The 23,399-nt window shown below is 70.5% G+C and carries 19 protein-coding genes; 12 read left to right on the plus strand and 7 right to left on the minus strand.

What is annotated here, in order from left to right:
• The first annotated feature begins 45 nt into the window (after positions 1-45).
• The 3 genes from AB0I79_RS20425 (at position 46) to AB0I79_RS20435 (ending at position 2,886) form a co-directional block, all read left to right on the plus strand.
• The gene (locus AB0I79_RS20425) at positions 46-1,236 is read left to right on the plus strand and encodes a MarP family serine protease (RefSeq protein WP_357875118.1); all 1,191 of its coding nucleotides are present in this window, start codon (positions 46-48) and stop codon (positions 1,234-1,236) included.
• Between the two features lie 74 nt (positions 1,237-1,310).
• Entirely contained in the window at positions 1,311-2,276 is a 966-nt protein-coding gene (locus tag AB0I79_RS20430; protein WP_357875121.1) for an aldo/keto reductase, read from the plus strand.
• Positions 2,277-2,280: 4 nt separating this feature from the next.
• On the plus strand, positions 2,281-2,886 hold the full coding sequence (locus tag AB0I79_RS20435; protein ID WP_357875123.1) for a TetR/AcrR family transcriptional regulator: 606 nt from the start codon (positions 2,281-2,283) through the stop codon (positions 2,884-2,886).
• On the opposite strand, the gene AB0I79_RS20440 is transcribed toward AB0I79_RS20435, so the two are convergent.
• The 5 genes from AB0I79_RS20440 to acs form a co-directional block, all read right to left on the minus strand.
• A complete protein-coding gene (locus tag AB0I79_RS20440; protein ID WP_357875125.1) occupies positions 2,883-3,326 on the minus strand; it encodes a DUF309 domain-containing protein in 444 nt (147 codons plus the stop codon). The two genes, AB0I79_RS20435 and AB0I79_RS20440, sit on opposite strands and share 4 nt — an antisense overlap.
• Entirely contained in the window at positions 3,323-4,243 is a 921-nt protein-coding gene (locus AB0I79_RS20445) for an alpha/beta hydrolase (protein WP_357875127.1), read from the minus strand. The genes AB0I79_RS20440 and AB0I79_RS20445 overlap by 4 nt, the downstream gene beginning before the upstream one ends.
• On the minus strand, positions 4,233-4,673 hold the full coding sequence (locus AB0I79_RS20450) for a phage holin family protein (RefSeq protein ID WP_357875129.1): 441 nt from the start codon (positions 4,671-4,673) through the stop codon (positions 4,233-4,235). Before AB0I79_RS20450 ends, AB0I79_RS20445 begins: the two co-directional genes overlap by 11 nt.
• A 31-nt stretch (positions 4,674-4,704) precedes the next feature.
• Positions 4,705-5,907, minus strand: coding sequence for a Na+/H+ antiporter NhaA (nhaA, locus tag AB0I79_RS20455; RefSeq protein ID WP_357875131.1), 1,203 nt, complete (start codon positions 5,905-5,907; stop codon positions 4,705-4,707).
• A 149-nt stretch (positions 5,908-6,056) separates the two neighbouring features.
• Entirely contained in the window at positions 6,057-8,030 is a 1,974-nt protein-coding gene (gene acs / locus AB0I79_RS20460) for an acetate--CoA ligase (RefSeq protein ID WP_357875133.1), read from the minus strand.
• Between the two features lie 370 nt (positions 8,031-8,400).
• Here acs and AB0I79_RS20465 point away from each other — a divergent pair, with 370 nt between their 5' ends.
• A complete protein-coding gene (locus AB0I79_RS20465) occupies positions 8,401-9,186 on the plus strand; it encodes an oxidoreductase (protein ID WP_357875135.1) in 786 nt (261 codons plus the stop codon).
• Positions 9,187-10,013: 827 nt separating this feature from the next.
• Here the strand turns inward: AB0I79_RS20465 and AB0I79_RS20470 are convergent.
• The gene (locus AB0I79_RS20470) at positions 10,014-10,580 is read right to left on the minus strand and encodes a hypothetical protein (RefSeq protein ID WP_357875137.1); all 567 of its coding nucleotides are present in this window, start codon (positions 10,578-10,580) and stop codon (positions 10,014-10,016) included.
• Positions 10,581-10,763: 183 nt separating this feature from the next.
• On the opposite strand from AB0I79_RS20470, the gene ssd reads away from it, so the two are divergent.
• The 8 genes from ssd to AB0I79_RS20510 all read left to right on the plus strand — a co-directional run bounded on the left by ssd (position 10,764) and on the right by AB0I79_RS20510 (position 20,224).
• Complete coding sequence (ssd, locus tag AB0I79_RS20475) at positions 10,764-11,807, plus strand: septum site-determining protein Ssd (RefSeq protein WP_357875139.1); 1,044 nt, start codon at positions 10,764-10,766, stop codon at positions 11,805-11,807.
• Positions 11,808-12,058: 251 nt separating this feature from the next.
• Positions 12,059-13,192 (plus strand): TadA family conjugal transfer-associated ATPase, encoded by a 1,134-nt coding sequence (locus tag AB0I79_RS20480; protein ID WP_357875141.1) that lies wholly within the window; start codon positions 12,059-12,061, stop codon positions 13,190-13,192.
• A 143-nt stretch (positions 13,193-13,335) separates the two neighbouring features.
• Complete coding sequence (locus tag AB0I79_RS20485; RefSeq protein ID WP_357875143.1) at positions 13,336-14,058, plus strand: type II secretion system F family protein; 723 nt, start codon at positions 13,336-13,338, stop codon at positions 14,056-14,058.
• Positions 14,059-14,367: 309 nt separating this feature from the next.
• On the plus strand, positions 14,368-14,889 hold the full coding sequence (locus tag AB0I79_RS20490; protein WP_357875145.1) for a type II secretion system F family protein: 522 nt from the start codon (positions 14,368-14,370) through the stop codon (positions 14,887-14,889).
• A 732-nt stretch (positions 14,890-15,621) separates the two neighbouring features.
• Positions 15,622-16,200 carry a DUF4244 domain-containing protein gene (locus AB0I79_RS20495; protein ID WP_357875147.1) on the plus strand — a complete coding sequence of 193 codons (579 nt, stop codon included), beginning with the start codon at positions 15,622-15,624 and terminating at the stop codon, positions 16,198-16,200.
• A complete protein-coding gene (locus AB0I79_RS20500; protein WP_357875149.1) occupies positions 16,197-16,577 on the plus strand; it encodes a TadE family type IV pilus minor pilin in 381 nt (126 codons plus the stop codon). Before AB0I79_RS20495 ends, AB0I79_RS20500 begins: the two co-directional genes overlap by 4 nt.
• The gene (locus AB0I79_RS20505) at positions 16,483-17,001 is read left to right on the plus strand and encodes an Rv3654c family TadE-like protein (protein ID WP_357875151.1); all 519 of its coding nucleotides are present in this window, start codon (positions 16,483-16,485) and stop codon (positions 16,999-17,001) included. Before AB0I79_RS20500 ends, AB0I79_RS20505 begins: the two co-directional genes overlap by 95 nt.
• Positions 17,002-17,815: 814 nt before the next feature.
• Positions 17,816-20,224, plus strand: coding sequence for a hypothetical protein (locus tag AB0I79_RS20510; protein WP_357875153.1), 2,409 nt, complete (start codon positions 17,816-17,818; stop codon positions 20,222-20,224).
• 522 nt (positions 20,225-20,746) lie between these two features.
• Here AB0I79_RS20510 and AB0I79_RS20515 read toward each other — a convergent pair.
• On the minus strand, positions 20,747-23,311 hold the full coding sequence (locus tag AB0I79_RS20515; protein WP_357875155.1) for a DEAD/DEAH box helicase: 2,565 nt from the start codon (positions 23,309-23,311) through the stop codon (positions 20,747-20,749).
• Positions 23,312-23,399 lie beyond the last annotated feature (88 nt).

Genomic DNA, 23,399 nt, shown 5'->3' on the forward strand with positions numbered 1-23,399 from the left:
TCGAAGACGTGCACACTTGACCGTATCGCTGGTTACCTTTGAAGCGTGCGCGGTGATCTGCTTGACCTCATCTTGATCGGCCTCGTGATCGCCTTCGGCATCTCGGGTTACCGGCAGGGTTTCATCATCGGGGCGATGAGCTTCGTGGGGTTCGTGGGCGGTGCCGTGCTGGGCGTTTTCATCGCGCCTCCCATCTCCAAGGCGGTCGTCGACGGTGACACGCCGCAGGCGCTGCTGGCCATCGTGATCGTGTTCCTGTCGGCCACCATCGGGCAGTTCGCCTCCTCGACGCTCGGCGCCGTGGTGCGCAGCCACGTCACGTGGGAGCCGGCCAAGATGGCCGACGCCATCGGCGGCACGTTCGCCAGCGCGCTGTCGGTGCTGGTCATCGCCTGGCTGATCGGCTCGCTGATCGTCTCCACGGCGTTCACCCCGCTCGTCGACCAGGTGAAGAACTCCGCGTTGCTCACCACGGTCGACGACGCGATCCCGCAGGCGGCGCGCAACTGGCAGCAGCCGTTCAAGAAGTTCATCGACCGCTCGGAGTTCCCGCCCGTCTTCGACGCGATCGGGGCGGGCACGCTGATCGACGTGCAGCCGCCCGACCAGAGCGTGCTGCAGGGCGCCAAGCTGGGCCGGGCCCGCCAGGCGATCGTGAAGGTCCAGGGCAACGCCGAGAGCTGCAACAAGCACATCGAGGGCACCGGCTTCGTCTACGCGCGCGGCCGGATCATGACCAACGCGCACGTGGTCGCCGGCGTCACCCGCGACCTCCAGGTGATCGACTACAACGGCGACCGCCACACGGCCACGGTCGTGCGCTACAACCCGCGCCGCGACATCGCGGTCCTCGCCGTGCCGGGGCTCGACCTGCCGCAACTCGCCTTCGACGGCGACGGGAGCCGCGGCGACAACGCGATCATCGCGGGCTTCCCGAAGGGCAAGGGCTTCACCGCCGAGCCGGCCAGGATCGGCGGCCAGCTCGAGGCCGAGGGCCCCGACATCTACCGCGAGAACACGGTCAGGCGGAAGGTGTACGCCATCCGCGGCCAGGTGCTGCCGGGCAACTCCGGCGGGCCGCTGCTCACGGTGGACGGCCAGGTCTACGGCGTGATCTTCGCCGCCGCGATCAACGAGGAGCAGACCGGTTACGTGCTGACGGCCGAGGAGGTCGCCCCGGACGCCTCGGCGGGCCGCAACGACACCACGCCGGCCAGCACGCTGGAGTGCGACTGATCCCCTGAGCCGAGAGGGCTCCTTCATCCGCGCGCCGCGATGTGATAGCTTCTCACAATGTGAAAAGGCATCACATGGTGAGGACGCTCGGAAAGACCGGCATCGAGATCACCCCCATCGGCCTGGGCTGCATGCAGTTCGCCGGCACCGCGAACATGGCGCGCTGGATGGTCAGGCCCATCGACCAGGAGACGGCCACCGCCGTCGTGCGGGCGGCGCTCGACGGCGGGGTCGACTGGTTCGACACGGCCGAGATGTACGGCAACGGCCACTCGGAGCAGCTGCTCGCCGCCGCGCTCAAGACGTGCGCGATCGCGCCGGGGGAGGTGACGGTGGCCACGAAGTGGGCGCCGCTGGGCCGTACGGCCGCCAGCATCACCCGCACGATCGGCGACCGCCTGCGCCACCTCGGCGGCTTCCCCGTGGACCTGCACCAGATCCACATGCCGACCGGCTCGCTGTCGAGCATCCCGGCCCAGCTCAAGGCCATGGCGGGGCTGCTGAAGGCCGGCCGGATCCGCTCGGTCGGGGTGAGCAACTTCTCCGCCCGCCAGCTCGAGCTCGCCCACCGCGTGCTCGCCGCCGAGGGCATCACGCTGGCCTCGAACCAGGTGCGGATCAACCTGGTGCACAGGAACGTCGAGCGCGACGGCGTGCTGGACACCGCCCGCCGGCTGGGCGTGACGCTGATCGCGTACTCGCCGCTGGAGGGCGGGCTGCTCACCGGCCGCTTCCACGACGATCCCGCGCTGGCCAGGTCCGCGCCGGTGATGCGCAGGCTCTTCGGCCGCCGCGAGCTGAGCGCCCAGGGGCTCGCCCGTACCAGGCCGCTGATCGACGAGATGCGCGCGATCGGCAAGGCGTACGGCGCCACGATCTCGCAGGTGGCCATCAACTGGGTCATCAACCGGTACGGCGACACGGTCGTGGCCATTCCCGGCGCCTCCAAGCCGCGTCAGGCGGCCGAGGCGGCGGCCGCCATGGACTTCCGGCTCACCGAGACCGAGATCGGCAGGCTGAACGCGCTGTCGCTAACCTGATGCGGTGCCCAGGACGACCAAACGAGACCGCTACCACCACGGCGACCTGCGTGCCGCGCTCATCGACACCGCGATGGAGCTGATCGCCGAGCAGGGGGTGCAGGGGTTCTCGCTGGCGGAGGCGAGCAGGCGGCTCGGCGTCGCGGTCAGCGCCCCCTACCGGCACTTCGCCGACCGCGACGAGCTGCTGGTCGAGGTGGGGGTGCGCACCGGGGAGCTGCTGGTCGCGGCCGTGACGGCCGAACGCGGCGGCGACTCGCCCGAGGAGCGGCTGGTGGCGGTCGTCCGCGGGTACGTGCGCTTCGCCGCCGGGCACCGGGCCCTGTTCGAGGCGCTGCTGGGGACGCTCACCCCGGCAGGGGAGCCGGAGCTGGACAGGGCCATGCGACCGGTGAAGGCGGCCTTCCACGACGCCGCGATGGCCCTGTCGGGGGGCGACCCGGCGGCGGCGGAGGCGCTGGGGATGGCCGTCATCGCGATCGCGCAGGGGCACGCGGGGCTGCTGCACCTGGGGACGTTCGGCGCGGGCGAGGGGGCCGTGGAGACGGCGGTCCAGCGGGCGGCGGCGGCCACCCGGGCGCTGATCGCCGGCCGCGCCGCGCTCGCCTAACGGGGCAGCTTGTCCAGGATCAGGGCGATGGCCTCGTCCGGCTCGGTGTCCTGCGTCAGCGCCGAGGCCGCCTTGCCGACGGGGTCGTACGCGCCGCCGTACGACTGCGCCTTGGCCGCGCCCCTGCTGAACAGCGTCACCGCCCCGCGCCCGTTGCCCCGCTGCAGGTGCGTCAGCCCGACGCAGATCTGCGCCAGCCCCTGCCACAGCTCCCGCTCCTCCTCGGGAGCGCACTTCCACCGCCCCTCGAACACCTCGTGCGCGTTGAACGGCAGCCCCTCCTCCAGGAAGCGCCGCCCGTCGGCCAGTGCCTGCTCGGAGGTGGGCGCGTAGTCGTCGGGCACCCTGGGCATCCCGGTGGACCCGTAAGGCAGCGGCCGGCCGTAGGCGTCGCGCGGCCGGGCGTTGCGGGGCCTGCCCCCGGGGTCGCGGTCTCTCATCGGTCGGGCTCCGGATCGGACAGCCAGCCGAGCAGCTCGGTGTCGAACACGTCGGGAATCTCCTCATGGGGGAAGTGGCCGGCTCCCTCGAACAGCCGCCACCGATAAGGCGCCGCCACGTAGCGGCTCGAACCCTGTGCCGTACGCGGCAGGACGCTCGGGTCGAGCGCCCCGTGCAGGTGCAGCGTGGGCGCCTCGACCTCGGTACGCATGGCGCGGGCGTACCGCCGCCCGTCGGGCCGGAGCTGTGAGCGGCCGAACCAGCGGTGGTACTCCAGCGCGCAGTGCGCCACGGTCGGGATCAGGAACGCCTCGCGGTACGTACGCGACTCCGCCGGCTCCGGCCACCCCGGGCGCGACCGCTCCTCCAGCAGCCGCCCCACCAGCGCCGCGTCGTGCCGGGTGAGCCGGCGCTCGGGCAGCAGCGGGAGCTGGAAGCCGAACGTCCTGCGGCTGGCCCTGAGCTGCCCGAAGGGGTCGGTCAGCAGCGCGTTGCGCAGCCGCAGCGGGTGGGGGGCGGACACGGCCACGAGCCGGTGCACGCACTTGGGGTCGAGCACGGCCATCGTCCAGGCCAGCAGCCCGCCCCAGTCGTGGCCCACCACGATCGCCCCGGTCTCGCCCAGCGCCCTGATCAGCCCGGTCGCGTCGGCGGCCAGCGTGGGCAGGTCGTAGCCGCGCGGCGGCTTGTCGCTGCCGCCGTAGCCGCGCAGGTCGGCCGCCACGGCCCGGTAGCCGGCCCCGGCCAGCGAGACGAGCTGGTGCCGCCAGGTCCACCAGAACTGCGGGAACCCGTGCAGCAGCAGGACCAGCGGCCCCTCGCCCGCCTCGACGACATGGAAGCGGGTGCCGCCCGCGTGCACCGCGCGGTGCGTCCAGGGCCCCTCGATGTGGACGGCCGACTCGTCAGGCGCCATCTCGGGTCACCGGCTCGCGATCCGGGTTGAGCGCGGGCAGTGCCTGCTCCTCGGGTGTGGCGATCTCCCTGAGATCCTTGATCGAGCGGGCCGTCCGCTTCATCCCGGCCAGCCCCTTGAGCCGGCGGACCCCGATGAACACCAGCAGACCCGCGGCCAGCAGGTAGACCACGGTGACGATGAGGAAGGCCAGCCAGTGGGGCATCACCTGGGCCAGCGCGTACGCGATGGCGAACGAGGCGAGGATCAGGCACAGGTGTGCCATGAAGGCGGCGGCGGCGAACAATCCGGCCGCCATGCCGACCCGCTTGGCGTCGAACCTGAACTCGGCCTTGGCCAGCTCGATCTCCGAGCGGATCAGGGACGAGATGTGACTGCTGGCCTGGGCGACCAGCGAGCCCAGGGATTCTTCCTCGGGAGTCTGCGGCATGAACGTCTCCTATCGAGGCCTGGTGGCCGTGTCAAACATCATCCAGCGCAATGCGACGCTTGCGTACCCGTATGTTGAGCAGCACCGCCGCCAGGATCGACGCGATGATGCTGGCCGCGAGGATCCCGGTGGTGACGGCCTCGGCGCGCTGCGGGTCGTCGCCGTACGCCAGGTCGCCGACCAGCAGTGACACCGTGAACCCGATCCCGGCCAGCAACGACACCGCCGCCATGTCCCGCCAATGGAGCTCCTCCGACAGTCTCGCCAGGCCGAGCCGCACTGACAGCCAGGCACCGCCGAACACGCCGAGGAACTTACCGAGCACGAGTCCCGCCATCACTCCCAGAACTACCCGATCGGACAAGATAGCGCCGAGGCTTGATCCATCGAGCTTCACCCCCGCCGACACGAACGCGAAGGCGGGCACGGCCAGACCCGCGGAAATCGGGCGGAAGTAGTGATCGGCCGCCTCGGCGGGGGAGCGTTGCTCGTGTTCCGCCGTGGTGACCCTGGTCATCAGGCCGAGGGCGACACCCGCGACGGTGGCGTGCACGCCGCTGGTCTCGACGGCGTACCAGGCGGCCACGGCGAGCGGGACGAGCACCCACGGGTTGGTGACGAGGCGGCGCTGGAGCAGCCCGTACGCGGCCACGAGGGCGGCGCCGAGCAGGAGCATGGGGACGTTCACGTGGTCGGTGTAGAAGACGGCGATGACCGTGATGGCGCCCAGGTCGTCCACGACGGCGCAGGTCAGCAGGAACGCGCGCAGTGCCGCGGGCATCGAGCTCGCGATGACGGCCAGCACGGCCAGGGCGAAGGCGATGTCGGTGGCGGTCGGGATCGCCCACCCCCTCGCGGCGTCCTGCGCCCCCCAGCTCACCAGCAGGAACACGACCGCGGGCAGCACCATGCCCGCCACGGAGGCGATGATGGGGAGGGCGGCCTTGCGCGGGTTCGCCAGCTCGCCGTGGATGAACTCCTCCTTCACCTCCAGCCCCGCCACGAAGAAGAAGATCGTCAGCAGGCCGTGCTGGACCCACTGGTACAGCTCCATGGGGCCGAGGTGGGCGTGGCGCAGCGCCTCGTAGCTGTCGATGGAGACGTTCGCCCAGATCAGGGCGATGACGGCGGCGGCCAGCATGATGACGCCGCCGATCGTCTCCATGCGCAGCGCCTCGGCGAGGGCTCGGGCATAGCGGGCACCGGCGGGAAAAGGCCACTTCTCGGTACGCAAGGAACTCCCTCGGTCGGGTCGGCATGCTGTCGCACGCGCTCGTCGCTCTGACTCGCCGACCAGACTTCCCGGCACACCTTGCGATACAGCGTACCCATATGAGACCGCATGCCCCGATTTGTCCGGGACATGCGGTCACAGGGGCGCTTCTAGTCCTCTGCCTTGGCGCTGGGGAGCTTCTCCGAGATCAGGTTCATCACCGTGCTGTCGGCCAGCGTGGTGACGTCGCCGATGCTGCGGTTCTCGGCCACGTCGCGCAGGAGGCGGCGCATGATCTTGCCCGAGCGGGTCTTGGGCAGCTCGGGCACCACCAGGATCTGGCGCGGCTTGGCGATCGGCCCGAGCGTCTTGGCCACGTGGTTGCGCAGCTCGGCCGCGATGTCCGCGCCCTCCTCCGCCGTGCCGCGCAGGATCACGAACGACACGATGGCCTGGCCGGTCACCGGGTCGGTCGCGCCCACGACGGCCGCCTCGGCCACCTTCGGGTGGCTGACCAGCGCGCTCTCCACCTCGGTGGTGGAGATGTTGTGGCCGGAGACCAGCATGACGTCGTCCACGCGGCCGAGCAGCCACAGGTCGCCGTCCTCGTCCTTCTTGGCGCCGTCGCCGGGGAAGTACATGCCCTCGAAGCGGCTCCAGTAGGTGTCGATGTAGCGCTGGTCGTCGCCCCAGATGGTGCGCAGCATGGACGGCCACGGCTCGCGTACGGCGAGGAAGCCGCCCCCGCCGTTCGGGACGCTGTTGCCCTGGTCGTCCACCACGTCGGCGACGATGCCGGGCAGCGGGCGCATGGCGGCGCCCGGCTTGGCCGCGGTCACGCCGGGCAGCGGGCTGATCATGATGGCGCCGGTCTCGGTCTGCCACCAGGTGTCCACGACGGGGCAGCGCGCGCCGCCGATGTGCTCGCGGTACCAGACGTACGCCTCGGGGTTGATCGGCTCGCCGACGGAGCCCAGGATGCGCAGGCTGGACATGTCGTACTTGGCGGGGATGTCGTCGCCCCACTTCATGAACGTCCGGATCGCCGTCGGGGCGGTGTAGAGGATCGTGATCTTGTACTTCTGCACGATCTCCCAGAACCGGCCGCGGTGCGGGGTGTCCGGGGTGCCCTCGTAGATGACGCTGGTGGCGCCGTTGGCGAGGGGGCCGTACACGATGTAGGAGTGGCCCGTCACCCAGCCGATGTCGGCCGTGCACCAGTAGATGTCGGTCTCGGGCTTGAGGTCGAAGACGGCGTGGTGGGTCCAGGCCGTCTGCGTCAGGTAGCCGCCGGTGGTGTGCAGGATGCCCTTGGGCTTACCGGTGGTGCCGCTGGTGTAGAGGATGTACAGCGGGTCCTCGGCGCCGTGCGGCTCGGCGGTGTGCTGGTCGCTCTGGCGCTCGACCACGTCGTGCCACCAGACGTCCTTGCCGTTCGTGGCGACGTCCTGGCCGGTACGGCGTACGACGAGGACGTGCTCGACCTGCGGGCACTCGGCGACGGCCTCGTCCACCGTCGGCTTGAGCGCCGACGGCTTGCCCCTGCGGTAGCCGCCGTCAGCGGTGATGACCAGCTTGGCGTCGGCGTCGTCGATCCGGCTCTTCAGCGCGCCGGCCGAGAACCCGCCGAACACCACCGAGTGGATCGCCCCGATGCGGGCGCAGGCCAGCATCGCGATCGGCAGCTCGGGGATCATCGGCATGTAGATGGCGACCCGGTCGCCCTTGCCCACGCCCAGCTCCTGCAGGGCGTTGGCGGCCTTGCTGACCTCGCGCTTCAGGTCGTCGTAGGTGAGGGTGCGGGTGTCGCCCTCGGGCTCACCCTCCCAGTGGTAGGCGACCTTGTCGCCGCGCCCCTCCTCGACGTGACGGTCGACGCAGTTGTAGGCGACGTTGAGCTCGCCGCCCACGAACCACTTGGCGAACGGCGCCTTCCACTCCAGCGTCGTGTCCCACCGCTTGGCCCAGGTCAGCCGCTCGGCCGCGCGCTCCCAGAAGGCCAGGCGGTCCGCGGCGGCCTCGTTGTATGCGGCTTCGGTCACGTTCGCGGCCGCCGCCAGGTCAGCCGGCGGTTCGAACCGGCGGTTCTCCTTCAGCAGGTTGGACAACGCCTGGGTCTCGTTACCAGCGGTCTCCGGGGCCACCTCGTGCTCCTTCTATGGCCAGATTGGTCAGGTTCGTGTCCCACTTCACCAGCTCATGACCGTCGTACACAAGAGGTCTAGACAGGTCTGTACCGAGTCCGTGGGAGCGGGTGAGGTTTATCCGTGCGCATTACAAACGCTATTGAAATGTTGTCATCCTGAAATCCGGAGAATATGCGAACCGGGGATGGAGGCGGGTTTATGGGCCCCCTGGCGGCGGATTTATCGACGTACCCGGGCGTGCCGGGCCTGCGCGCGCACGACGTGATGCTCACTTTCCGCCACCTGCCACCCACCAAGCGTCAGCTCGGTCGTCGTGGGGCTCGGGGCTCGTCGGGCGCCCGTGGGCGCGCGGGTAAGGTCGGTTCCTGTGAGTGACCCAGACCCGTTGGCCGTCATCGCCCAGCTCCCCGGCGTCCCCGAGGCGGTGGACGAGGCCCGGCAGGCCGTCGACAGGCTCTACCGGCACCGAGTCCTGCGCCGGGCCAGCCCCGCGGTGTCCACCGAGTCGTCCCTGCGCGGCGCGCGCGCGTCGGCCGCCATCGAGGGCGTGGACGTGCCGCTGGACGCCCTGCGCCGGGACGCGGTGCACGACCCGCTCGTCCAGGGCGCGCTGCGCGCGTCGGCGGAGCTGGGCAGGCTGGGCTCGACCTGGCGAAAGGCGCCCAGGCAGGTGCTGGCCCGGCTGCACGCCGTCGCCGCCGCCGGCCTCGCGCCGCAGGAGACGCTGGGCCGCCCCCGGACCTCCGGCGAGGCTCCCGACCCGCTCGCCCTGGGCCCGGCTCCGGGCGCCGCCGACACCGCGGCCCGCATGGAGGGGCTGTTCGAGCTGCTGGAACGGCCCACGAAGGCGCCCGCGATCGTGCTGGCCGCCGTGGTGCACGCGGAACTGGCGGTGCTGCGGCCGTTCGGCACGGCCGATGGGGTCGTGGCGCGGTCGGCCGGGCGGCTGACGCTCGTCGAGTACGGACTGGATCCGAAGTCGCTGGTGGCGGTGGAGGTGGGGCACCTGGAGCTGCCGTATGGGGAGGCGCTGCGGGCGTACCTGGAGGGGTCGCCGGAGGGCGTGGCCGCCTGGGTACAGCACTGTGCCTCTGCAGTAAGCCTGGGGGTGCGGGAGACGACCGCGATCTGTGAGGCCATGCAGCGGGGCTGACCTGAGCGGTGCCCGCAGAGCGCTCACCGGGGAAGTCAGGGTGCTCGCGGGAAACTGACATAGCTGACGGCGTCTCAGTCACGAGACGCCGTCCGCCGGTGCATCACACCGGGTTACCAAGCGTGCACCTCAATCCGTCGGAGCGGGACAAGCCCGTCACGACGCGCCTCCCGCGGCTGGTCGCGCGTGGGTACCCGGGTGGTGCACCCGGACAAGAGGTCCGTGACACCTTTCTACGACGGATCCGCCCTGATGGGAACCCCTCGGACCAAGACCTTTACTCGACCTTGGACCGGCGCTTCGGGCATGTGTGGCGGCCGGGCCCGCCGACTCGGTTACCAACCTGTGACGATCACTCTCTGTGATCAGCTTTATGTGATCGTTATCAGGTGGGGAAAAAACTTGGCGAAAATGCGAGATTGCTGCTCGACGAAACTCGCGTCGATCGGGCAGCATACGGGGGTATCGCCCGAAACTGGAGCGCCCTTGCACGGGATAGCTTTGCAAGTCCCTTGCCAGGCTCCGGTCTAGTGATGAAAGCTTTCTTCTGAAACGGGACCGGCTCTACCCCCCCGGAGCCGGACCGATCAGGCGACCCCCGCTCTCCCCCCCGGCGGGGGTCGCCCCTTTTCCGGCCATCCCGCCTCCCGTCTGGCCGACCCGGTCATAGGACGCAAGGCGTCCCGCTGCGCGCGCCGTCCCACGCCGCCCGCGTCACGCCGCCCGCGCCCTCCGCGTCCACGCGCTCGCGCCTCCATACCGTTCCGCGCCACGCGCCCGCGCCCCCGCGCTCTCCCCCGCGCGCCTGCGCCCCCGCGCTCGTCTTTTCACACGCGGGCGTTCCACCCGCGCCTGCTCCACGCGCGCCCGCTCTGCCCGCGCTTCCACGCTCCTCCGCGCTCGCGCCGCCAATCTCTCCGAACCCCGCCCGCGTCGTGGGCGTCTCCCCGCCGCGCGCTCACCCTCCGTACTCCGCCCGCGCAGCCGGCGATGCCCCCGCACCCGTGTCCCGCCCGCGCCTGGCCTGTGCCGCGCGCTTGCCCCGGCCGCACCACGCCCGCCCGCCCGTGCCCTGAGCCCGAGCCCCGCCCCGCCCCGCTCCTGCGTTCTTCACCCGCACCAGACCGCACCGGCACTGGCACCCGCACCGGCACCCGCACCCGCACCCGCACCCGCACCCGCACCCGCACCGGCACCCGCACCGGCACCGGCACCGGCACCCGCACCGGCACCGGCACCCGCACCGGCACCGGCACCCGCACCGGCACCGGCACCGGCACCGGCACCGGCACCGGCACCGGCACCGGCACCCGCACCGGCACCGGCACCCGCACCGGCACCGGCACCCGCACCGGCACCGGCACCCGCACCCGCACCGGCACCGGCACCGGCATCCGCACTGGCCTCAGCCCCACAGCCCTCAGCAAGACGCGTTATCCACAGCCCCAGCTGCCCGCGCCCACCCTTATCCCCAGAACCCCATTCGGCTCAACCTCTCGATCACCACTTCCAGCAAGCTCGACCTCCCACCCCCGCCTCGCGCAGGACACCACAACATCCCTCACAGGGAGGCCGACATGCCCCGCCCCTTGGTCATCACCGAGGACCCAGCCCTGCTCGACGACCTCGTCCGCATAGCAGCCGCCGCAGGTGCCCAGCTCGACGTGGCCCAGACCCCCACCCACGCCCGCCCCTTCTGGAACCTCGCCCCGCTCATCGCCATAGGCGCCGACCAAGCAGATCCCGTGGCAGCCACTTCACCCCCACCCCGAGACCAGGTCCTCCTCGTAACCCGCGACACCGAAGACCCCGACACCTGGCGAAAATGCGTAGCAGTAGGGGCCCAATCCGTCATGACCCTGCCCAACGACGAGCGCGACCTGGTGGACAGATTCGCCGACGCCATGGACCCCGACCCCCGCTCAGGCGCCGTGATCTGCCTGATAGGCGGCCGAGGCGGCGCCGGCGCGAGCGTGCTCGCCGCCTGCCTGGCCCTGCGAGCCTCGACCGACCACCTCCGCACCCTCCTCGTGGACGCCGACCCGCTGGGCGGAGGCATAGACGCCTTGCTGGGCCACGAGGAGGCAACAGGCGCCCGCTGGGCAGATCTGGTGGCCAGAGAAGGCAGGATCAACTCCGGCGCGTTGCAGGCCGCTCTCCCGGCGTTCGGAGACCTGGCAGTCCTCTCCTTCCACAGAGGCGAGGTCGACGCGATCCCGCCCCAGGCCATGCGCTCAGTCCTCGAAGCAGGCAGTCGCGGCTTCGACCTGGTGGTCGTCGACCTCCCCAGGCACCTCGACCCGTCAGCGATAGAAGCCCTGACCAGAGCTAGTTCCACCCTGCTGGTCGCCACCGCCGACGTGCGCGGCATCCTCTCCGCCGTCCAGGTCCTCGCCGAGCTGCGAGACCACACCGCCGACATCCGCGCGATCCTCCGCCCCGGCATCCTGGACGACGACACGGCCATGGCAGCCCTGGGCATCCCCTCCGCCGGCACCCTCCCCGACCAGCCCAGACTCACCGCCACCCTCAACCGGGGCGAGCTCCCCAGACTCGGCCCCCGCACCGTACTGGGCGCCCTGTGCACATCCCTCCTCCGAGACCTCCTCCCAGCTGCATGATCCCCAACCCCACCACCCCACTCCGGTCCCAGAACCCGCTCCCCAGATCCGGCGAGACGCCGCGAACCGGGTTGCCCCGGGACTCGCCGTCCCCCCGAACCCAGCCGAGCCCTCGGCGTGACCGGGAGGCGTACCACCAGCCTCACTTGGCCCGCCACTCGCGACCACGGAGAGAACCCCCACAGCCGCCGGACCTCGAACCGCCCGCCCCCTCCCCGAATCCGCCGGCCGCTCCGGTCTCACCAGAGCTCGTGGAGGCGGTGCGCGTCCGCCTGGCCAGAACAGGCGTCGAACCCACCGCCGCCCAAGTAGCTCTGGCCCTGAGAGCGGAGAAGTCCGTCTACGGCGACGCGGAAATCCTCGCCATAGCCCGGGCCCTCTGCGCCGACCTCATCGGCGCGGGCCCGCTGGAGCCCCTCCTGGCCCGCCCGGACGTAACAGACGTCCTGGTCAACGGCCCGCGCGAGGTCTGGATCGACGACGGCACCGGCCTACGCCGCACCCCGATCACCTTCACCGACGACGGATCCGTCCGCAGACTGGCCCAGCGCCTGGCAACCGCCGCAGGCCGGCGCCTCGACGACGCGTCCCCGTACGTGGACGCCCGCCTCCCCGGCGGAGTCCGACTCCACGCCGTACTCCCCCCGATAGCGTCCGGCGGCACCTGCATCTCCCTGCGCCTCCCACCCCGCCGCGCCTTCACCCTGCAGGACCTCGTCACGGCAGGCACGATCGCCCAACCAGCGATCCCGGTGCTGACCGCCATGGTCACCGCCAGACTCGCCTTCCTCGTCACAGGCGGCACAGGCACGGGCAAGACCACCCTCCTGTCAGCCCTCCTCTCCCTGGCGGACCCCGGCGACCGCCTTCTGCTGGTGGAGGACTCAGCCGAGCTCCGCCCCCTCCACCCTCATGTGGTCCGCCTGGAAACCCGCCCGGCCAACCTGGAGGGCGCCGGTGGAGTGGGTCTGCGCGACCTGGTACGGCAGGCGCTGAGAATGCGTCCGGACCGCCTGGTGGTCGGAGAGGTACGCGGAGCCGAAGTAGTCGACCTCCTGGCCGCCCTGAACACGGGTCATGAGGGCGGCTGCGGCACCTTGCACGCGAACACGGCGGCCGACGTCCCCCCACGCCTGGAGGCCCTCGGCTGCGCGGCGGGCTTGACCAGAGAGGCCGTCCACAGCCAACTGGCGGCGGCCCTCGACGCGGTCATCCATCTGACGCGAGGCCGCCCGGACGGCCGAAGACGCGTAGCCGAAATCTGCCTGCTCTCCAGAACGCCAACCGGCTTCGTCGAGTCGGTCCCCGCACTGACCTTCGACGCCCAAGGCCGCACCCACGCCGGCCCCGGCTACGAAGCCCTGGCCCAACGAGCCCGCCCATAGCAAACCCACCCCGAGCAGCTGCCGCAGGCAGGCCCAACCACAGGACCAATGAGCCACCGCAGCTCCAAGCCGTGCGCCAGACGAACCACCGCAAGCCCCACCAAACGCCTAGCGAGCCACGCAACCTGGGACGAAAGAGCACGATGACCAGCACCCTCATAGCGGCGTTGTCCACAGCCTGCGCCGTTTGGCTGTGGACAGGCCCCAACACAGCCACAACCCGCCTGAACAAGCTGCTGACCTCAGCCAGCCCCACCCCTCAGTGGAAATCCCTGCTCAAGCTCCTCACCCACCCCACAGCCACTCCCACCCCCGCCCGCCGCGCAGAGGCCTGGCGACGTGCGTCGATCGAGCTGTGCCAGTCCCTCGCGGCGGAGCTCTCCGCCGGCCGCACCCCAAGCGACGCCCTGACCAGAGCCATCACAGCAGTGGACCTCCCAGACCCGGCTCTCCTGCGCCCGGTCATCGCGGCCGCACGGGACGGCGGCGACGTCTCAGCGGCCCTGACCTCATCGGCCCCCCAAGAAGGAGGCGAGGGCCTACGCCGGCTGGCAGCCTGCTGGGAGGTCAGCACCACGGCAGGCGCGGGCCTGGCCTCCTTGGTGGACCGGGTGGCGCACACGCTACGAGCCGCCCAGGCCCATCGCCAAAACGTCGCAGCACAACTGGCGGGACCACGCACCACAGCCCGAATGCTCGCCGCACTCCCGGCCCTCGGCCTCCTCATGGCCGCAGCCCTGAACATGCACCCGCTGTCCTTCCTCTTCGGCACCCTCCCCGGCCTCATGTGCCTGATGGCCGGCATCACCCTGGACGTCTGCGGCCTGTGGTGGACCACCCGCATGGCCACCCGAGCCCAAGCCTGACCCGGATCGGACCCTCCGATGCTTCAGCTCCTCTCCGCCCTTTGCGCCGCGTTGTCGGCCTGGCTGTGGCTCTCACCACGAACACCCGCAGACCGCCTGACCCGCCTACGCCCAGGGATGACACCTCCCCGAGAGCCCAAAAACCGCCAGCCATCCCCCTTCCCGACCGGCCCCGTCCCCCTCCCGCCCTGGCCGTCCCAAGACCCTCATCACCCCAACCGCCCCAACCGTCTCACCCGCAGAACAACACTCATCGCCTCCGGCGCAGGACTCCTCTCCGCACTCCTGATCGGTGGCATCCCAGGAGCCATGACAGGAATCCTCGTCACCCCCGCAACAGCCCTGTTCCTCCACAAGAGAGAACTCCGGCAACCCCCTGTCGACCGCCGCCGCATAGCCGCCGACCTGCCCTTCGCCGCCGACCTGATGACCGCCTGCCTGCATGCGGGCAAACCCGTGAGCGCCGCCACCGAAATCGCCGCCAACGCGGTAGGCGGCCCCGTAGGCGAACGCCTGGCATGGGTGAGCACCCAACTACGCCTGGGCGCCGACCCCGACCCCACCTGGGCATCCCTCGCCAAAGACCCCGCCATGGGCCAACTGTCCCGAGCCATGAGCCGAGCAGCCCAGAGCGGCGCCCCCGTCGCCGAGGTGCTGACACGCTTGGCCGACGACGCCCGGGAGGCATCCAGAGCCGCATCGGTCGCCGCGGCGAGAAGCGTCGGCGTGAAGGCGGTCGCCCCCTTGGGCCTGTGCTTCCTCCCAGCCTTCGTCCTACTCGGCATCATCCCGGTAGTAGCGGGCCTGGCCTCAGCCATCGTCATCCCATGAACCACCCGCCGGCACGAACAACGGGCCCCGGAATCACCGCCACACCCACACCCGGATGAGCACGCAACCCACGCACCACCGTGCCCCAACACACCGCCGCACCGGGCTGTGCCTGATCGCGTCCGCGCCTTCGTATGGGCACGGTGTCCCCGTGCGCCCTGTATCCCGTGCGGGCTTCGTTTCGTAACGCACGCGCCGCGCCCCCGACGCACGCGCCATCCCGAAGTGTGCCGCTGTGCCCGAGCCGCGGTGCCAACGCATGCACCGTCTCGGAACCCACCGCCATGTTCAACACACACCGCGGCGGCCTATGCCTGTCTCAACACACCTACCGCGTTGCCCCCAGGTCCACCCGCCGTCGCGGTGCCCCGCGGTCGCGTCGCCTCCACCTGCTGCCGCGCCCCCACCTGCCGCGTCGCTCCCACCTGCCGCGTCGCGTCCGCCTGCGGCGTCGCGTCCGCCTGTCGCATCGCAACGCACCCGCCGTGCACCAACCACCACCCATGATCTGAACGCCCCACCGAAAGGCCGCCCGCCGCGCCCTCCATTGCGAGGAAGGTCCTCTCTGCGCCCGCGCGAGGTTCAGTCCACCCTTCGGTTTATCCACAAGGCAATGACCACGTCCCGACCTTTATCCACAGAACGCCATTCGGCCCGGATCTCCCCACCCCGCCCCCGCCACCCTTGAACTCCCGCCGGCCAACACCCCGGCTCCCAACTCCTGGAGGCAAGATGCATAGTCCCGCCACCACGCCAGACGACATCGCAGCCGCCACAGCGCATGCGGGCATCACCACACCACCCGCTCACCCCAGCACCCCAATCATCCGAAGCCCGACAGCCCCTGCAGCCATCACGCCCACGCCCCGTAAGAACCGTCAGCACCCCGAGCACCCGAAGCACCCGGAGCACCCGAAGCACCGCGAGCACCCCGTCAAGACCACCACCGCAGCCACCACCCGCCGCCACAGCATCGCGACCGATCGACGCACTCACGAGCCCTCCACAAGCGCCCCCGTCATCTCCCAAAAGGCCTCCAGCGCCCCGACCACCTCAAGCTCCGGCGAGTCACAGACTCCCTCCTCGGTCGGCAAGCAACTCCGCATCAGAAGTTCCCGGCCGCGGACGAACAAGTGGCTTCACTACGCGGCCACCCACCGAGAGCACGGCATGTCCACCGCTGAATACGCAGTCGGAACCATCGCGGCCTGTGCCTTCGCCGCGCTCCTCTTCAAGGTCGTGAGCAGCCCAGAAGTCCAGGCAATGCTGACCTCACTCATCGACCGGGCACTCAAGACCGGGCAGGAATGACGCCGCGCCGCGCGCGGACCTCCAAGAGCATCAAGCGGTCGGCATTGCGGGGCTCGGTAACGGCCGAGACCGCCGCGATGCTGCCCGCCCTCATGGTCGTCCTGGCTGCCGCCCTGTGGGCCATCCAAGCGGTCGGAGTCCAACTCGAATGCGTGGACGCCGCCCGGATGGCGGCCCGCGCCGCGGCCAGAGGGGAGCCATTGGATCAGGTTCGCGCCTTCGCCCAAGCAGCCACCCGCCCGAACGCCCAAGTAGCCATAACCCGCGGCTCTGAGCTCACCAATGTGCAGATCACAGTGGAAGTGCGTCCTTCCTGGGGCGAAGCCCTGCCCGCAGTCCGCGTATCAGCCACAGCCACCGCAGCCACCGAACAGTGACACCGCGCCCACCCCGTCACCAGTCGGCGGAACACCCATTTCACACGAACGGCAGGAGAAAACGATCAACTCCAAAGACCGCGGCTCCGCCACCCTGTGGGGTGTGGCGCTCATGGGCCTCTTGATGGCAACTGCCACGGCATTCGCGACGGTGGGTTCCGTACGCGTGGCCCACCACCGAGCCAGCGGCGCCGCCGACCTCAGCGCCCTCGCGGCAGCCAAACTTGCGCTGATCGACCCGGACGGCGCCTGTGGCCGGGCCTCCGAGCTGGCAGCACAGAACGGCGTCAAGCTCATGAAATGCCAGATAACCGACGACATCGCCGACGTCTGGACCGCCGTGACCATCTCGCTGCCGTTATTAGGCCCTCGCACCGTTCAAGGCAGGTCCCGCGCCGGCCCCACGGCATCGGCGCCCGAATGACGAATCCGATGTGCTCCTGCTGGCGGGCATGAGCATCCGCAGCGAACCGGACTCGCTCATGCGTACGGACGGTGCCCGGAGGCGCCGGACGCGCCCCGAGGTGTGCGGTCTGATCCCGAAGGTGACGCGAGCAGGCCCCCAGGTGCGCGGTCCCATCCCGGTGCGGGAGGAGCGCATCCCGGAGGCGCTTACCGATCCCGAGGTCGCGCGAGGATGCTCCCAGGGTGCGGGGGTCGATCCCCGCAGTGGCAGGAGTTGGCGTCAGGGGTTCGCGAACCGATCCACCTGAGGGTGAGCCCCATCCCGGAGGTGGCAGGGAGCGCACACCCATGGGCACGAGCCAGCCAGCCCCCGAGGTGGCCCTGGTGCATCTCGAGGTGGCCTGAGTGCATCTCGGGGTGGCCGAGCGCATCCCGGGATGGCGCGGCGGCGGTCCGCGGATGGGGTGCGGCCAGTGCATTGCAGGACACGCGGAGAGGGCGGTTGGAGGTGAGGGCGTTTATGGGGTGATTGAGGTCTGAGGGGCAATGTCGCAATCAAGTCACGACTTCTTGGACGTGGTGTCCAAGAGTCGGATGTCTCCCGTAAGGTTCCGCTTACCCTCGGTTCATGCCGTATGCGTCAAGGAGCCTGGGAGAGCAGGAGCGCAGTCGCTAAGGTGCGGGCCCGGGGACGGTCGGTGACCGTATCGGCCGGGCGCACTGCACTTCCGGTCGTCGCGTGAACGCCCAGAGGGTGCTCAGGCGGCGCGAGGCTCTCGATGGAGGGAAGCGTCGTGTCGGTAGTCGGCAGAGTTGTAGCCGCAGGGATGATCGTGGCCGGATCCATCGCGCTCGGCGGCACTGCCCAGGCGTCCGTGGTGACGGGACAGGCCGGATCCTCCGGGCAGATCACGTCGCCCTCCGACGGCGAGGTGATCTCGAGCTCGTCGGTGATGGTCTCCGCGCGTACCGGGCTCATGCAGCTGAGGATGGGGCTGTACGTCGACGGGCCTTCCACGCCCAGCCAGAAGGTCGCCGCAGGCGGCGCCAATCAGACGCTGTCCGGCACGTTCGACGCAGGCGACGCCCCCAACGGGACCTTCACCGTGACCCTCAAGGGGGAGATCACCGGGAACCGGTACGCGAGCAGCACGTTCAAGCTGCGTCGGCCGGCCGAAGCGCCAGGGGGTGTGAACGCGAGCAGGCAGGGCGCCGACAAGGTGCTCGTCACCTGGAGCAAGGGGTCAGAGCCCGACCTGCAGTCGTACGAGGTGGCCAACACGCAGTCCGGCGTCGTCGGACGGCTGTCCGCCGACAGCGCCTGCGCGGGTTCCTCGTGCAAGGCGGTGCTCGCCGTGCCGTCCAAGGCGGCGGGTCAGAAGGTGGGGTTCTCGGTCAAGGCGTTCAGGGGGGATGGCGACGGCGGTTCGATCGGGTCGGGCGAGTCGGCGGCCGCGTACGTCACCTTCCCCGCCCCACCCGCGGCCCAGCCCACGAAGAAGGCCACCGACAGCGTGCAGGTGCCGAAGAAGAACAGAGACGCCCAGGGCGTCGATGCGCTGCCGACGCTGCCCGCCAAGAAGCAGGCGGCGGTCCCCTCGCGCAAGCCGACCACACCCACTCGCAAGCCGACGACCACGAAGCTGCCCGACATCCCGGACGCCGACCCGAGCGGCAATCTTCCCATCCCCACCGCTGATCAGCAGGCCGAGAACGGCGGTCTGGTCCCGGCCGATACGAAGGACGGCACCGACGAGGATCCCGTGCAGAGCGACGGCGTGAAGGCCCAGTCGAGCGAGTCGCCGATCGGGAACATCGGTCAGTACGGCATCTACGTCGCGGGCGGAATCCTCCTGCTGCTGCTCGGCGCGCACGCGGGCGCCTGGGCAAGGCGGCGCGCGCTCGCCACGGGCGCAAGTGGCTCCACCCTCACACCCACACCCGACACCGATGCACCCGCTGGATCGGCGCAAGCACAAAACGCGCACCCTGGGTTACATGTCAGGCAGGCGGATGCCGGCACCCCGCATCCCACAGCTGCACCCCGTCGGCCCGCCGTCATCCTGGCCGTCGCCAAGACCCGGCTTCCCGAACAGCCCTCCCGGCCCCAGCAGGTCCCTGGAACGGAGGCCGAGCGCTCACCCGGCACCCGGAACCAGCGGCCGGTTGGGGAGGCGGGTTCGCCGAACGAGGGTCGAAGCCGGTGGCCGGGTGAGGGGGCGGAGCCGTCCCTCGATGGCCGGGGGCAACGGTCGGGTCTCAAGGCGGATGTGTCACTGGGAGATCGCGGACAGCAGTCAGGTGGTGAGGGACAGCCGCCGTCCTCCCCGGCCCTGAGGCCGCGGTCGGAGGCGGGGTTGGGCACTGTTGACGCTGAGCCGCTGTTGCCGGCTTCCGCCGTCGAGCCGCCGTCGAATCCTGCCACGTCCCCTGGTCCGCGTGCCTCAGCCTTCTCTGTGGAGCTTCCGCTGCGTGCTGTAACGGGCCCGCCGCGTGGCACGCCGCCGTACGGTGCTGCGCCTGGGCGGCGGGAAGTGTCCACCTTTGATCGGACGCGTGGGGAGGAGTCCACGCCGGGTCGGACGCGTGGGGAGGAGTCCACGCCGGGTCGGACGCGTGGGGAGGAGTCCACGCCGGGCCGGAGGCGTGAGGAAGGGTCCACGCCGGGTCGGACGCGTGAGGAGGGGTCAACGCCTGATCGGTCACGTGGGCAGAGGTCAACGCCTGATGGGACGCGTGGGCAGGTGTCCATGTCCGATCGGACGGGTGGGGAGACGTTCAGGCCTGATCGGACGGGTGGGGATACGTGCACGCCTGATCGGACGGGCGGGGAGGTGTTCCTGCGTGACCGGACGCGCCGGAATGTGCCCGGAGGTCCGCTGGCGCACGTGGCCGATGGCGACGATTCAGATGGCGTCCATGGACGGCAGGAGGAATATGGACGGCAGGCGGAATGGGGTGCGCAGCAGGGGCCGCTCCATATCGCCCTGCCGAGTTCGGCGGTCACGGATGTCCCCGAGCCTGCCGCTCCAACGGTCGCTCCTGCCGTACGGCTGGAGGAGCGTTGGGATGACTACCTGCCGCCGTCACCGAGATCGATGGAGGACAGCGGGTTCTGGGAGCGTCCACAGCCGGGGGCGGCCGATTTCTGGGCCGCTGATCAGGATGGCGATGATCGTGGCGACGCGAAGGGTGATGAGCGGACTCAGGCGGGTCGTCGGCACCGAGATGGTTGGAGTTAGGGAGGGCGTCAGCGCGTGTGCCGGTGCCCGGCCGTTCATGCTTGTCGGGCATTTAGCGCAAGCGTCGGAAGTCCGGAGAAGGTCGGAATTCGTAGAAGCCCGTGCAGGTGATGCGTGGCGGGGCGCGGGCTGAGTTTCGGGCGTAAGTGATCACTGAGTGCGCTGGCGTGTGCGAACGTGACCGCGTGGACGGGCGAGTTCATGTGGTGCTGTATTCGCAACTTGGCTGGACTTCGGTGAGCAAGTTGCCGCACGGAATGTGGGCGTGCCCTCCGGTTTGTGTGCTGGAACCAAGTGGGTTCATGTTGAGGTCGGCTGGGTTCGTATGGGGATGGCCTCGTTCGTATTGGGTGGCCTGTTCGTGCTGGATTGGCTTGTTTGTGTGGCGCGGTCGGCTTGTGGGCTGATCAGTCTGCGTGTCAGCCGGTGATGTGGCTGCTGCGGCCAGGGTTTCTGGGAGCTGTTCCGGTTCCTGCGGAGGAATGGCGACCGGTTCCTGCGGAGGTATGGCGATGAGCGGGATCATTGTGAGGCGAGCAGCGTGTTGAGGAGGCGGATGGCGCCTCGTTTGTCCAAGGGCTCGTTGCCGTTGCCGCATTTGGGGGATTGGATGCACGACGGGCAGCCGCGTTCGCATTCGCAGGACATGATCGCCTCGCGGGTGGCCGTCAGCCAGTCGGTGGCGCGGGCGTAGCCGCGTTCGGCGAAGCCGGCGCCGCCCTCGTGGCCGTCGTACACGAAGACGGTGAGCAGGCCCGTGTCGGCGTGCAACTCCGTGGATACGCCGCCGATGTCCCAGCGGTCGCAAGTGGCGAACAGCGGGAGCAGTCCGATCGAGGCGTGTTCGGCGGCGTGCGCGGCTCCGCCGAGGTCGATGCCGGCTTCGGCCAGAGGGGCCACCGCGGAGGCGGGGAGCGTCCACCAGACGGCGCGCGTGCGGAGGGTGCGGGGCGGCAGTTCCAAGGGCTCGTCGCCGAGCATTTCGCCTGATTGGAGGCGTCTCTTGAGGTATGAGACGACTTGGCGGGTCACCTCCACCTCGCCGAAGTGGAGGGTGCCGGAGCCGAGAGCCTGGGAGCGTTCGGTGGACAGGATGGATATGTCGGTGATGTCCCGGGCGAAGGTGGTGTAGTCCGGATTGGCGCTGGTGACCAGGGCCACCCCGGCGTCCAGGTCCAGGAGCTCCACGAGGAACGTCTCACCCTGGTGCAGGTAGATCGCGCCGGTGTGGACCGTGGTGTGGGCCGAAGGCTCGTCCACGCTGCCCAGGAGGCGGCCCGTGGACGACTCCACGACCTGGATGGGGCTGCCTCCGCCGCCTCGGATGTCGGCGAGGTCGGTGGCGCGCTCCCGCCTGGTCCAGAACCAGCCCGCCGGGCGCCTTCTGAGCAGGTTCTGGGCAACGAGGTCATCGAGCACCTTGGACGTGGTGGCGCCGAAGATGGGCAGGTCGTCCTCGGTGAGCGGGATCTCGGCTGCCGCGGCGCAGAGGTGAGGGCCCAGGACGTACGGGTTGCCGGGGTCGAGGACGATCGCCTCCACGGGCTGGCCGAACAGGGCCTCGGGGTGGTGCACGAGGTAGGTGTCCAGCGGGTCGTCCCTGGCGATCAGTACGGCGAGCGCGTCCTGGCCGTCGCGGCCCGCCCGGCCCGCCTGCTGCCAGAGGGAGGCGCGGGTGCCCGGCCAGCCCGCGATCAGCACGGCGTCCAGGCCGGAGACGTCGACGCCGAGCTCGAGGGCGTTCGTGGTGGCCAGGCCCATGATGGTGCCGGCGCGGAGGGCCTTTTCGAGGAGCCGGCGGTCTTCGGCGAGGTAGCCGGCCCGGTAGGCGGCGATCTTGTTGGGGAGGTCGGCGAGGTCAGGGTCGGGGGTGTCCGGTAGAGCCCAGGTGAGGGGGCCGTGGGTGGGGGCGGTTTGCGACGGTTCCGGTTCCGATGCCGGTTCGGGTGCCAGGACGTCAGACGGTGCCGGGACATCAGACGGTGTGGGGGCCTCAGACGGTCTGAGGGCGAGGTCGGAGGGAGCGGAGAGGTCGGAGGTGGCGGGGGCGTCCGACGGGCTGGAGGTGAGGAGGGAGGCGTCGGAGGGTGCGGGGGTGTCAGATGGGCTGGAGGTGAGGGCGGGGGCGTTCGAGGGGGCGGGGGCGTCCGATCGGCTGCAAGCGAGGGGGGAGGCCTCGGAGGGTGGAGGGGCGTCAGAGGGCGCGGTGGTGAGGGGGGAGGCGTCGGAGGGGGCGGGGGAGGTGCCTGTGGTGGCGCCGGGGGCCTGGGGTGAGGAGGCGGGGGTGGGCGTGGTGGAGGGCGGCGTCGGGTTGGTCGTGGTGGTGGGGATGGGGAAGGGGGGTGAGATGGAGAAGGCGACGTCGGCGAGTTTGGCACGGGCGGACAGGGCGACCGTTTCGGCGCCGCGGCGGGAGCGCACGAAGGCGAGCGTGCGTACGTCGGCCAGGACGAGGTCCGCCAGCAGGTCTGCAGCCTCCGCCGTGGCCGTCCGCCGTACAGGAGCCCCTCCTTCGCCCCGGAGCTCCGTCAGGGGCGGCTCCCACAGCGCGATGGTGGTTGAGCCCTTGGGTGAGGCGTCCACCGTCACCTCGTCCATCTCAAGCCCCGTCAGCCGCGTCGCGAACACGCCAGGCTCGCTGGCCGTCGCCGAGGCGAGCATGAACGTGGGCCGGGCGTTGTAGCGGGCGCAGGCGCGGCGCAGGCGGCGCAGGATCTGGGCGACGTGCGAGCCGAAGACGCCGCGGTAGCCGTGGCACTCGTCCACGACGACCAGGCGCAGACGCCGGAAGAACGTCGACCACTGCGCGTGCCGGGGCAGGATGCTCCGGTGCAGCATGTCGGGGTTCGTCAGGACGTAGTTGGCGTGCTGGCGCACCCAGGTGCGCTCCTCGAACGGCGTGTCGCCGTCGAAGCAGGCCGCGCGCAGCTTGGTGATGCGCAGCTCACGCAGCCCGCGGAGCTGGTCGGCGGCCAGGGCCTTGGTCGGTGTCAGGTACAGGACCGTGCCGCCGTCGAGACACGAGGCGACCGCCGGGGTGAGGTACGCCAGGGACTTCCCCGAGGCCGTGCCCGTGGAAATGATCACGTTTCGGCCACGGTGTGCCAGGTCGGCGGCTTCGTACTGGTGAGGCCAGAGTCCTGTCACCCCGCGGTTCGCCAAGCGCGTAACAAGT

Origin of the sequence: Nonomuraea sp. NPDC050202 (assembly GCF_040656115.1) — a bacterium.
GTDB lineage: Bacteria > Actinomycetota > Actinomycetes > Streptosporangiales > Streptosporangiaceae > Nonomuraea.